Source organism: Desulfosarcina variabilis str. Montpellier (genome assembly GCF_048565275.1).
Lineage (GTDB): Bacteria > Desulfobacterota > Desulfobacteria > Desulfobacterales > Desulfosarcinaceae > Desulfosarcina > Desulfosarcina variabilis.
The window spans coordinates 5,386,449-5,399,044 of record NZ_CP159846.1; the positions used below are offsets into that span (position 1 = coordinate 5,386,449).

Consider the following 12,596-nt stretch of genomic DNA (forward strand, 5'->3'; position numbering starts at 1 on the left):
TCTTCCCCCCGGAATTCCCAACGTGACCGCATTTGGTACCTATCGAATGAACTCATTGTCGCAGGCATGGCCAGCTCCTACAAAAAGCAGGCAATCAATAATTCTCAATTTTCCATCCACCACTCACCGATTACCGATCACCGCTCACCGCTCACGGAGCAAAACACCCGTAAAAACAGCATCAATGGCCATGGCCAGCGGTGTCGGCAGGTCCTTGATATCCACCTGGGTCTTTAATCGCTCGACCTTTTGTCCGGCGATGTCACCGGCGATCGCCAGGCACCACTTTCCATACCACTCGAAGTTGTTGATCGTTTGACGGTCGGCACCGTCACTGATGGCCATGGCCGCTTCAAGAAAGCCGGCGTAGGTAGGGTCCAGCAGGACCTGTTCCACCCTTCCCGCCAGGGTGGAATCTTCGTCCCGGCAGTTGCAGTCGATTCCATGGGCCAGCCGGGAAACACTGAGTTGCCGGTCGCGAAGCCGCTGAAACACATCCCGTTTACCAATAATACCGTTTTGTTTGGCAATCGCCTCCCTGACACCGGCATAGGCAGCCCTGGCGATCAATTCACCCATCTTGCAGTGGCCGCCGGCATTGTCCACAAAAGGGCCCTGTCCATCGACCACAATGATGTTATCCGTTCCCGTTCCGGTTGCTGCCGCAGTCAACGGATTAAAGGAACTTCGGATGTCCAGGTCCTGCAGGGCGGCGCTCTTGCCTTCGGTGGCGGAAATGATCGCCCGGGTCATGGCCCGTTTGCTGAGCCGCATATTGGTCAGAAAAATCATGTTGATCGTGCCCGGCTCGTAATAATTTCCGGTATCCGTACCCATTCTCACGGCATTGCCGCGCACCCCGGCCGTGACCAGGGCGTAGACGGTCATCGCTTTGAAAGTTTCTTTTTTCACGGCCAGTTTATCCATATCGGCGCCGGTAAAAAGAAACGAACTGGTGGAGGCCTGCCTGTCGATCACCGGGTAGACCATTTGATGAAGCGGTTCCAATCCCCCCATGGGCATTAGCGGCCAGCATGGCGGTGACGAATAATGGTTACCGATGGTGAGAAGCCCTTCCCGTTCTCCTTCCAGGGTCGAAACCGCCGACAGCGGGATTTTAAAATCAACAATCAAACTCTTGTTGGTAAAATCTTGAATCGTGCTGGTGGCAACGCATGCCTTTTTCACATAGGGCAGGTCAATGCTGATCGGCCGGGTGTGGACCACTTTGCGAGGCAACACCTCGCAGCCGGGATCGGAAAAATTTTCGGTATAGATCAGTGATGCCAGCCAGGCCACGAAGTCGCCCAGGTGAGCCCCGGCCCGGCAGGTCAGATCACAAGGCAGGGTATATATTTTATGATTTTTTACCGCATCCACGCCATTCCATCCATCGCGCTGCAAAAGGGCCTTGGCTGCTTTGCCATCCGTGCCGCATCCATAAACAACCTGCGGGTTGAAAGCCGCCCACTCCATGGGGGTTACCGGGACCACCGCGCCGCTTTTGCCCAGATCAGGCGGGATCCCGCCGGCGGCTTTGATCATCTCATTTTGAAATGAGTCGTTGCCCGGCGTCATGATTCGACCCGATCCCATCAGGCGCATGACTCGCTTACGTTGCGGCTGAGGAATCGCGGCGACCTTTTGGGCAATCAGGTCAAGCATCTGCCGGTTTTTGGTAATCAGGTGATCCGCTGCCACCGGCCGGTCAAAAAGCGTGCCCAACAGCTTGATATGCCGAAACGCATCGTCCATATGACGGGTTTGCATGACCATCAGCGGCACACCGGCATCCAGTTTTTTCACCAAGGCTGAATGCAATGAGGACACGATCACTAAATCGGGCCGGAGCGCCGTGATTCGATCGGCTGCGGGCGAGAAAAATCCGCCCACAAGAATTTTCTCACCTGCACCGCGTAGGCTGGCACTATGATAGGTTATGCCGCGCAAGGCGTCTTCAGCACCAATGGCGAAAATGATTTCCGTGGCTGACGGTACCAGCGACACCACACGTTTGGGGGCTTGTTCAAAATGGATTGCCTGTCCAGCGTCATCGGTAATATCAACCGGCGATGCCCAGACAATTGACCACCATCCCGACCAAAAGACCAGGACGAGTATCAACACCCACCATCGTTTATTGTTTATTTCAAAGTTCACGGCGCTCTCCAGGTTATTTTTTCGATACGGCAGCATCAGGGTTTTGTAAGCAGCACGTCATAATCAATATTCTCATGAAACATCTTTTTACGCGTTTTGGTGGTATCCAGCACATATGACAACACACCGGGATGGTTCAATTCTTCATGTTCCCAGTTAAAATGGTGATCGTGCACCCCGGTGATCTGCGCACCTTTGTTCGAACCGGCCACCACGGCGATACCGGCCAGGGCCTTGATTCGGCTGAGCAGATAATCATTGTCACTTATGTCATCACCGCAAACGACCACCAAATCACTGCCCAGTTTGGAAAGCGTGACGGCCAGCTCCGGATGTGCGAATGCGTCCACCGGTGCCATGGCAATGGCCGCCGGTCCGACATGCTGGATCTTGAAGGGGAATTCCTTGGCGCTGGTTTGTGTCTCGGCAACATCATGCATGAACGAGCGCACCCCATCAGCGGTGATCAACACCCGCTGCGACAAGCCGGTCGATCGGCTAAAAACGGTTGCCATGGCCACATGGTATTGTTCAGCAATGGCTGTCAGCTGCGCCTCATCCGCATCGTTCTCATTGATGGTCGGCAGCACCCACAGGGCCGGTCGCTTTTGCGTATGTGTTTCAATCTGTGAAGAAAGCGTGTCAGGTGTCAGCCCTTCGTCTGTTGGTACAAGACAATGGATATGCAAAAGCCCCGGTTCGGGAAGATGATGAAAGCCGGTAAAGTCCGCCATCCAGGGCTGGAGATAAATCGGCCGGTAGTAGCCCAAATCTCTCTTCTGCATTCTTGAAACACGTTGTACATCAGCCCATTTGCCGTATGCATCCAGAGGGATATCGGCCATAAACACCCGGGAGGTCTCGTGAGCCCCTGCAAATATGGCCCGTCCCATTGGATCCAGCACACAGGATACGGCCTGGGTACAATCCATGGTCAGGTCCTTGCCGGTCCGGTTACAAGCCGCCAGGTAAAAGCCGTTTTCAAGCACCCTGGCCCGCCAGACCGTCATCGGGTCAAGTCCGCCCACTGCCGGCCAGTTGGCCGGCACCCAAAGCAGATCCACGGATTTTAGGGCCATGGTCCGGGTGATCAGACCGCTGTAACTGTCCGCACAAATGGCAATCCCGACCCGTCCCCAAGGGGTATCGGCCATGCCCTGCTGAACTGGGCTGCCTGCCCGGGCCCAGCGTCTTTCGGCGAGTATTTTTCGATATTTGGTGATTGGCTGACCGTCGGGCCCCAAAAGGACCGCGGCATTATAGAAGATATCCGTGGCTGGATCACGCTCGGCAAAAGCGATGCCGATATACACATTGTAGTTGGCGGCCACCTCGCTCATGGCACGGATGGTCGGCCCCTGGTCGGTTTCCGCATACGGGGCGATATCCTGACGGGATTTAAACGAGTAGCCACTCACGGCCATTTCGGTGTTGAGGATCAGTGACGCGCCGGATTCCGCAGCCTGACGATTCAGACTGACCAACGCGGCGAGATTCTGATGAGGCTTTTTATGGTCTGCGGCAAAATGAATCAGAGCCAGTTTCATGCTGGCCGGTTGCTGGTCAGACGCTTGATCCACCATGGTAAAAAGACGGTTGGCGCATCCTTGGACCATTGTCCCGCCAAATAAAAAAATTAAAACCATCAGGAGTGTGCGGACGCCAACAGTTTGTGTTCTACCTTTCACAACGGCTCCTGTTAAGGGTGAAGAAATTGAATCCGAACGTTGAATAAAAAACCCCGAACCGACACACCTCTCGATCCGGGGATATCCCTTTTTTATCCTCAAAAATCATTCGCTTGCACCCTGTTTCGTGGATGATCTGCGATGCTGATCCGGCAGGTCTTCTGACTTTCGGATCACTCTACTCTCCGCACCTTCCCATTTTATCAGTCAAACAGTGGTGTATTACGGATTTCGTCCCCGATCACAGCAGCGGGCCTGTCTCCGATTTCAACGGAGTTCCCTTTTAAGCTCAAATGAGCACCTGGACACAAATGTAAAGTTTTTTGTCTAAGCCAAAATGGCATCAGCGGTCAAGGAAAATATAAAACCGTTCGCCTTAGTTTTTATTATCCGGCACGTAAACCATGGCGCCATCCTCCAGCCGGTAGGCCACCCCCAGACGCGCACCCATGCCCTTGGCCTTTTCTCCGCTTATGCGGGTGGCCTTGATTTTTGTACCTTGCTTGGTGATGATTTCCATTTCACCGGATGCCTTTTGCTTCATGATGGTCATCTGAGAGGTCTGATCAAACAAATCCTGAAGCCGATAGGCACTGAAAAGCGTCATCAGCAGCCCCACGATAAAAACCAGGCCGATGTCAAACAGGTTGGCCACGCCGGTCATGGGATCATCGTCCCGGAAGGCCGGATCGCCAAACCCCTTGCTGCGATTACTCATTCGCCGCTGTTTTAAGTATTTCATACCCGCCTCGTTTTTGGTCGTTCATGATCAGCTCGGTGGCCAGCTCCATGTTTTTTACATCCTCTTCGATCCAGCGTCGCCTGATCGTGTAGATGAAAAAAGCCAGGGTACCGATGGCCAGGCCGACAACCGTCGTCGTAAAAGCAATCACCAGATCCGTGGTCAGTTTGGTCATATCGCCCTGCCCCAACGCGGCCAGCCCCGTACCCATGGGAATCAGGGTCCCGATCAGGCCCAGGGACGGCGCCGCCCGGACCAGAATCCTCAGGCGGTCCATGGATCTCCAGAGTCTCAGGGAGGTCTCCTGCAACAGGTTCTCCACGATCGTATCGGTATCATCATCTTTTGTTCTGGCTTGCTTCAGATCCCCGAGATATCGGTTAACGCGATGGGAAACAACGTCTTTGCATGCGCCTGATTTAAGAAGCGCCGGAAGCGCTATCGGGGAGGCATCTTTCAGGCGGATGCGGGACAGCCATTCGGCAAAAAAAGATCCGCCATAGACGATGATCACCAGCGTCAACACCACGAGCAACAACAGCACCGGATAAAGCAGAGAAGAGGAAATCAGGTAGATAAAGGTTTTGAGCAGGGCGCCCAGGTCAATCATGTCAGTCTCCTTATCTTTTTTATTGTTACCCCGAAACCGGCACCAAAGGTCAGGGCAGCGACAGCGACCATCCCCATCAGATGGGATAGGCGCGTTGACGGTTCCTCACCCGGACAGCAGGCCAGGCGATAAACCTTATCCAGATCGCCAAATTGGGGCATGACCGTCACCGACACCAGAAAATAGGTTGCCACCAGCAGCATGGCTGAACCCAGAAAAGCCTCGGAGGACACCATTGCCCACGCTTGGAAGCGGCTGACCAGCACCATGCTGGCAAGGCCCACAACGAGAAAGGCCAGGTAAAGGCTAAATACGATAATCTTCGGATGATCCGGAAAACAGGTGATCAGAAAAGCCGATGAGATCAGGATCACCGTTATGCACACCGGGCAGGGCAGCGCCAGAATCAGCCAGGCCCGGCTGCGGCCCGAATCGATGACCGACGATGGTTTGTCACCTTTGAGCAATACCACCCCCCAGACCAGCATCACCGCGGCCAGGGCCAGATGAACGATCATCCCGGACCCAATAAAGGCCTGAATGGCGGCCAGGTGGCGAACCGGATCAATACGGGGCAGAAAGCGCGCGGCAATGCCGAAAACAACGCCATAGGCCAGGGCGTAAAGCAAGACAACCCAAAGGATCTCCCGTGCTCTTTTCTTCTGCCCGGCCACATAGGCAATCCCTACCCCGCTTTTAACGGCAAAGATACCGATGCTGAACAATACGCCTAATATGAGACTTTTATAGAGCACCTTTCCTCCTCACCCCCCACACAAACAACCCGATAATAAAAAGTACAAACACCGACGCGACCCACTGAACCCCCGATGATGTCAGGTCGGTGGTCTCATCCTGGGTCTTGACGTCTTCCATTTTGTATCCTTCAACGGTTTCAGCCTTGGCCGGTCCGTCTTTTCCCTCGGCGCTGTTTTTCTCCTTACCGGCCTTGCCCTGATCGGCCGCTTTTTCACGGCCCGGGCTTTCTTTCAATTTTTCGAGCAGGACTTTCCGATCGCTGGTCTGTTGTTCCAGTTTTTTGGCGGCCATCTGTTCGATGGCCAGCTTGAATTTTTCCACCATTTCTGGCGACAGGACACCGGGCAGGGAAATCAGGTTGACCACCATCTGGTTGAGCATGGGGTTGTTGCAGGTATGATCGCAGCAGGCCACGCCTTTTTCCACCACGTTAACGGCGTATTCGGCGGCCAGCTTGCGGGTCACCGTTTCTTCGGGCTGCCAGTACCCTTTGCGCACGGTTTCCAGCATACGGGCGGTCATGGACTGATAGGCCCAGGGATTATGCTGATTGAAGAATTCGTCCAGTTCCATGCCGTATTTGTCTTCCACGTAAACCTCGAATACCTGCTGCCATTTGTCCGCATCCACAGCCGTCGGCACGGTCACCTGCCAACCCCAGAGGTTTTCGGCAAAGTCCGCCATCTGGCGCGCACCGCCATAGTTGTCGCGTTGCATACCCTCGATCCACTGAGGATTGAGATAGCGGGTGCGCATCTCGCGGCCGATGGTTTTCTCGACATCTTCCACCATCAGCTCGTCCTTCTTGCGGTGCATGGTCACCATGGTGTCGGGCGCCGTGCCCCTGACATTTTTCACCGCCAGGCTCATTCCGCCCAGGTACATGAAAAAATCGTCCGTATCGATGATGCCGATCACGTTGGTAGAACGGGAGTGCACGGCCACATCCACATCGCGCAGGTTTTCCTTAAAGGCCGACTTTACCGGCACGGCCCAGCGCCCCTGGCCCACGGCAAACTGAGCGCGGTTGAGATAAACATTGCTGATGGCATCGTCCGCTTCCCACAGCCCTGACGCACCAACCATTTCCTCGACTCCATTGCCGTAAGAACCGGGCTTTTCAGTAAAAATCCGGAAACGCGATTGGGTGTCAGCCTCAGCAGGGTCCATACCCGAGGCGACCAGGGCATCTTTGATGCGCCGTTTATTGCCGGCCAGAAAATTCTCAATGTCGGTCTGGGCCATGGCTTTTTGCACGGCCTTGTCCAGAAAGACCAGCTTTTCCGGGAACATGTCCCGATACAGCCCGGACGGATTGATCAGTACATCGATGCGCGGACGCCCCAAGCTTCTGCCTGGAATCACCCTGCAGCCGGTCACCCGCTCGCTTTTGTCCCAGACCGGTTCGACGCCCATCAGCGATAAAATCGTGCTTTCGTTGACCCCTTCGTTGCGCGTGGTTTCCGTGGCCCAGAGCACCACACCCACCTTCTGGGGATAGCGTCCCTCTTTTTCCAGCTTGGCCTGGATCATCTGCTCAGCAGCCCGCTTGCCGATCTCCCAGGCGGCCCTGGACGGCACCTTGGCCGGAGAAAACCCGTAAAAATTCCTGCCCGTGGGAATGGCCGCGAGATTGCGTAAGGGATCATTGCCTTCTCCAGCCGGAACGTAGCGGCCAGCAAGGGCACCAATGAACCGATCCATTTCAAACCCGGCCGAGCCGATAAGATCTTGCTTGATCTGCTTTGGGTCCGCCTTGGGGTTCTGCTTTTCGATCAGCTCGAGTGTGGATTGGGCCGCATCGTCATCGTAAGGTTTGCCGAAGGTGTGCAAACCGTAAGGCAGCGAATTGGTATCGATCTCGTGAAGGTAAAGATGAATCTTCTCCATGGCTTCATCGGTCATCTCGGTAATGCCAAGATCATTGGCGATACCGGTTTCATTGACCAGCGCGTGGATCGATCGCATATATTCGGCGGCGGTTTCACTGCCGTTTTTATGGGCGATTTCATACTGGTGAAACAGCTCATGGATTTTTTTGTATTCGCTGTATAGGTCAGCCTCTTTCATAGGCGGGGTCAAATGGTCAATCATCACCCCCCGGCCGCGCCGTTTAGCCTCGATCCCCTCACCCACATCATCCACGATATACGGATAAACATTGGGAATGCTGCCGGTCATGATCTCCGGCGGATCCCAGGGTGCAAGACCGGCCTGCTTGCCCGGCAACCATTCGTAGGTAGCATGGGTGCCCAAATGCACCATGGCATCGGCCGAAAATTTTTTTGACAGCCAGAGATAGGCGGCAATGTATTGATGATGGGGATAAAGCGTGGTGTCGTGGTAGAGCTTCATGGGATCATCGGTCCAGCCCCGGGCCGGCTCGGGCAAAAGCACCACGTTGCCCAGGCGAACCATGGGAAAAACCAGCCGGCCGCCCTTGGTCATGATCGCTGAATCGACCGGATCGCCCCACTGGTCGACAACCGGCTTTTTAAAGGCATCGGGCAGTTCATCGAACCAGGTCTGATATTCCTTTAGGCTTACGCTTTGGGCCTCGCCGGCCGCCAGCAGCGCATCCAGTTCGCCCGGTGCCCATGAGCCGATATTGCGGCCGGATGTGAGCACCAGATCCTGGATTTTTTTCTCGGTTAGCGTATCGGCGCCGTCAATACGATAGCCTTCTTTTTGCATGCGCGCCAGAATTTGCTCAAGACTTCTGAAAACATTGAGATAAGCCGCGGCGATATTCTGTTTGCCCTGGCTGTGGTTGTAGTAAATGATGGCCACCTTTTTCTCGGCATTGGCCTTTTTCTGCAGCACGGCCCACTTCTTCAGACGCGGGATGAGGAAGTCGATGGATTCCTGGATGGTTTCGTAAACAAAAAGCCGTCGCCCGATCTCAGGGTCGACGATGGCCTTTTTTCCGATCAGCACCGTCGGCTCGATACTGCCGGACAACTCGGGCGTGGCCACGGCCCAGGCCGTTTCCATGGTCCCCAGACCGACATCGCTTTCGCGCCACGCATCGGTGGTTTCAGCAAAGGGCCGGATGACATTGAAAACCGGTATATCCAGCCTTGCCAGCGCCTCACGGATCCCGTCGTTGATGCCGGATTCGAACTTCATGCTAAAGGCCAGCAGCATGTCCACTGGGGATTTTCCGTCAACCGGTTTCAAATATTTATCAAAAACCAGCCGGACCGGACCGAAACAGGGCACCACGCTAAACCCGGCGCCTTCCAACTGGCGGATCAGGTCGTCGATTGCCTCCACCTGTCCTTCCTTAAGGGTGTTGGCATAACACATGATGCCCACCCGGGGATGGCCGGCATCGAAGCCGTCGCGTGCCTCGAGCCAGCGCTGATAATCGTTGATGTTGTTGAAAGGCTGGTCCGCGTCTGGATGGTGGATACAGGTCTCGGGCAGCTTTACCAAGGGACTTACCGAGACGTCCGGATCGATGTGCCGCTTGACACCCAGCCGCACCATGCTGACCAGGTTGGCCACACTCTGATGGTGGTAGTACGCCATTATGGTTTCATCAAACCGAAAACCTTTCCTGGACAGGTCTTCCGGGTCGCCGGCCGCGTTCAGCGCATATACCACGCGCCCTTCCATGAGACCTTCATCGACCATATAGTTGGCCAGCGCCGACATCATCACATGGACAAAAACCACGTCCGCACCGGTAATAAATGCCTTGGCGGCCTCATCTGCATTCAGATCGGCCAGGGTGAAAAAGCGGGTTTGAATCGATTGGGGCAGATCGAGTCTGTGTATGGCCTGGTTAACCTGATAACTGTTGATATCGACTTCTAAAATCGCCACCTGCCCAGCGTGGGCGGATGCCGCCGGCACCAGTATCATCAGCATGATCCACAACCAATATTCACTTAAACGGCGCCAGTACCTGTGCATCGGTCCTCCCTGAAAATAAAAATCCCCGGATCGATATTCTTCGATCCGGGGATATCCCTTTTTATACCCACGGCATTTCTATATCGGTTTTACACCGTCCTCGTGCACCCAACCAAACTCCATTCAGGCAGGTCTTCTGACTCTCGGATCACCCTCCCGGCCGCGCCTTCCCAACAATATCTATCGTCAGTGGCAAAGTGGCGGCGGTCGTCCCCGATTACAGCGGCGGGCCCGTCCCCGATTTTAACGGGGTTCCCTTTTCAGTTCATTATGAGCACCTGAATAAATACAACATCGTTGAATAGACAAAATTGTGCTGGGGGTCAAGGAAAAATTAAGGATTTGTGTCTCAATCAAATGTCATAACGCAATCCCAAATAAAAACTCCGTCCGGGCATGGGGTATCCACTGATGTAGGCATAGTCCTGGTTGAATAGGTTGGAGATGTTTCCTTTGAGAGTAAGCGATCCCCACCGGTCGGAAGTGAGAAGGGTCTTCGAGATCGTCAGGCTGCCCACGGTTGCAGAACCGAGGGTAATGATTTCCGGATCATTGGGCCAAACCTGATTCTCCCAGTCTTCTACCGACTGCTGTCCGGTATAAGCAATGTTGAAGTTCACACTCACCCCCTTCCAGTTGGTGAAGTCGATCCCATAGGAAGCGTTCCAATCCGGCGTGTATTTGAGGTCTTCTCCAGTCGTATCATCCTCGTATTGGGTCAGGTAGGTAAACCGGATATACGGACGCAGTTGAAATTCCCAATTGTATATTGCGCCAACGTCGATATTGAGCTCACCCTCGATGCCGGCGATGGTAGCCTCACCCAGGTTGTCCCAGGAACTGATCCCCCCCGGAAGGGAAACGTATTCGATCTTGTCTTTATAATCGGTATAAAAATAAGTCGCACTGACGGAAACGCCACTGTTGTAAAAATCGATACCGCCCTCCCAGGTTGAACTCTCTTCGGGCGAAAGATTTGGATTGCCTTGGATTTGGGCACCGGTAAAGACGTCAATGTAATCCGCCGCCAGCTGATTGGCGCCGGGCATCACAAAAGCCTGGCCGTAGTTGGCCCTGACCTTTAACGATTCGGTAATCAGATAGGCCAGCCCTAAATTGGGTGAGAAATGGCTATCTTCCTCTTTTCCGCCCTGTCCCCTCTTGATCTGCACCTCATAGCTGTCGTAACGCCCGCCTGCCGAGATGATCAAGCGCTCGTCCAGCAATAGTCCCTTGGCCAGCAGAAAACCGGCCGGATTGTCGTAAGTGGACAGTTCGGGTGTCGCCGTCGACTCGATGTCGTAATTCACCCAGTCCACGCCACCGGTGATCGTGACGAAATCCAGGTCGGCCGACAGCTGAGCCTGGGCGCCCTTACGTTCGGTGATCGTGTCGTTGATATAAGACCATGCCGGAGAAGTATATTTATCTTTGTCCTTACCCGCAAAATAGCGCAGCTTCCATGAAAAACGCTCTTTTGCAGTCTCTCCGTCATAGATGGCGTCCACCGTGTAGTTGGATTTGTCCAGGTAGCTGTCCAAATCGTTCTGGCTGAGATAGGAAGGCGATCCGGTTTCATCCACCGTGAAATTGGTGTAGATCATCCCCAACCGGTGGTTGGGATTGAAACGGTACCCCACATTGACACTGATACTTTCCTCTTCATCAAAACCGGTATTTTTGTATGTTTCGCCGTCGGCCGTCTGGTAATCCTCCATGGTTGCGCGGGAACCTGCGACGGAAAAATCCAATCCGTTGCCTTCTCCTTGGATACCAAGCGAGCCTTCCTCGTAACGCCAGCTGCCCAACGTCCCCTCTACGAAGCCCGCGTTGGGGCCCTCACCTTGACGGGTAATGACGTTGATGACGCCGCCCACCGCGGCCGATCCATACTGTACCGAAGCCGGCCCGCGAATAATTTCCACGCGCTGAACGTTTTTGGTCATGATCTTGGCCACGTTGCCGGTCCCGGCACGTCGGCCATCCAAAAGAATCAGGACCTTGCTGGTCAGGTCGTTTCCAGTGGTGTCGGTACGAAATCCGCGAATGCCGACAGAGGTGAGTGCCCCCGGGTATTGCCTGACGGCAAATCCCTGCTCGGCCAGCAGTTCTCCCAAATCCCTGGCGGGGGACTGGTCGATGTCTTCGCTGTCGATAATGGTAACATCATTGGTCAGCGTCTTCTGCTCTTCTTCCACCCGCCCGGCAGTGACCACCATCTTTTCCAATGTAAAAGCGGTTTCGCTGAGGTTCTCCCCTTCGTCGGCCAGGGCCAAGCCAGTCATCAGTACTGAAAACACCAAGCCTAATCGGATACAACGCGTCACCATGTCTACTCCTCCTTTGGTTTGAGCTCATATTACTGTCCGGAGGAACAAAAAAAACCCCGGACCGATGAATGCATAGATCCGGGGATATCCCTTGTTTTACCCACGGTGTGTTGATATAGGCCTGACACCGTCCTCGTGTACAAAACCCCATCTGGTTCAGGCAGGTCTTCTGACTCTCGGATCACCCTCCCGGCCGCGCCTTCCCAACAATATCTATCGTCAGTGGCAAAGTGGCGGCGGTCGTCCCCGATTACAGCGGCGGGCCCGTCCCCGAATTCAACGGGGTTCCCTTTTCAGCTCGTTTTGAGCACCTGAACAAAACATTTCTGATGAACTCGTAAAAAGTCGCCAACATGCTGTTTTTTCTGCAAATTGCCAACTTTTCG

General features: G+C 54.4%; 7 protein-coding genes and 3 riboswitches. All 7 genes read right to left on the reverse strand.

What is annotated here, in order from left to right:
- Nucleotides 1-144: 144 nt before the first annotated feature.
- A complete protein-coding gene (locus Dvar_RS24340) occupies nucleotides 145-2,160 on the reverse strand; it encodes an adenosylcobinamide amidohydrolase (RefSeq protein WP_419655718.1) in 2,016 nt (671 codons plus the stop codon).
- A 35-nt stretch (nucleotides 2,161-2,195) separates the two neighbouring features.
- Entirely contained in the window at nucleotides 2,196-3,776 is a 1,581-nt protein-coding gene (locus Dvar_RS24345) for a carbon-nitrogen hydrolase family protein (RefSeq protein ID WP_419655719.1), read from the reverse strand.
- A 205-nt stretch (nucleotides 3,777-3,981) separates the two neighbouring features.
- A riboswitch (cobalamin riboswitch) is annotated at nucleotides 3,982-4,168 on the reverse strand.
- A 56-nt stretch (nucleotides 4,169-4,224) separates the two neighbouring features.
- The gene (locus Dvar_RS24350) at nucleotides 4,225-4,590 is read right to left on the reverse strand and encodes a DUF2149 domain-containing protein (RefSeq protein ID WP_419655720.1); all 366 of its coding nucleotides are present in this window, start codon (nucleotides 4,588-4,590) and stop codon (nucleotides 4,225-4,227) included.
- Entirely contained in the window at nucleotides 4,559-5,200 is a 642-nt protein-coding gene (locus Dvar_RS24355) for a MotA/TolQ/ExbB proton channel family protein (RefSeq protein ID WP_419655721.1), read from the reverse strand. The genes Dvar_RS24350 and Dvar_RS24355 overlap by 32 nt, the downstream gene beginning before the upstream one ends.
- Nucleotides 5,197-5,955 carry a DUF2162 family putative transporter gene (locus Dvar_RS24360; RefSeq protein WP_419655722.1) on the reverse strand — a complete coding sequence of 253 codons (759 nt, stop codon included), beginning with the start codon at nucleotides 5,953-5,955 and terminating at the stop codon, nucleotides 5,197-5,199. Before Dvar_RS24360 ends, Dvar_RS24355 begins: the two co-directional genes overlap by 4 nt.
- Nucleotides 5,945-9,880, reverse strand: coding sequence for a cobaltochelatase subunit CobN (locus tag Dvar_RS24365; RefSeq protein WP_419655723.1), 3,936 nt, complete (start codon nucleotides 9,878-9,880; stop codon nucleotides 5,945-5,947). Before Dvar_RS24365 ends, Dvar_RS24360 begins: the two co-directional genes overlap by 11 nt.
- 108 nt (nucleotides 9,881-9,988) lie before the next feature.
- Nucleotides 9,989-10,177, reverse strand: a riboswitch (cobalamin riboswitch).
- Nucleotides 10,178-10,233: 56 nt separating this feature from the next.
- A complete protein-coding gene (locus Dvar_RS24370; RefSeq protein WP_419655724.1) occupies nucleotides 10,234-12,210 on the reverse strand; it encodes a TonB-dependent receptor plug domain-containing protein in 1,977 nt (658 codons plus the stop codon).
- A gap of 141 nt (nucleotides 12,211-12,351) precedes the next feature.
- Nucleotides 12,352-12,540, reverse strand: a riboswitch (cobalamin riboswitch).
- Between the last annotated feature and the right edge of the window lie 56 nt (nucleotides 12,541-12,596).

Excerpts from the sequence above, each read along its gene's own strand:
- Dvar_RS24365 (WP_419655723.1), bottom strand. The coding sequence starts at position 9,880 with ATGCACAGGTACTGGCGCCGTTTAAGTGAATATTGGTTGTGGATCATG.
- Dvar_RS24350 (WP_419655720.1), bottom strand. The coding sequence starts at position 4,590 with ATGAAATACTTAAAACAGCGGCGAATGAGTAATCGCAGCAAGGGGTTT.
- Dvar_RS24355 (WP_419655721.1), bottom strand. The coding sequence starts at position 5,200 with ATGATTGACCTGGGCGCCCTGCTCAAAACCTTTATCTACCTGATTTCC.
- Dvar_RS24345 (WP_419655719.1), bottom strand. The coding sequence starts at position 3,776 with ATGGTCCAAGGATGCGCCAACCGTCTTTTTACCATGGTGGATCAAGCG.
- Dvar_RS24370 (WP_419655724.1), bottom strand. The coding sequence starts at position 12,210 with ATGGTGACGCGTTGTATCCGATTAGGCTTGGTGTTTTCAGTACTGATG.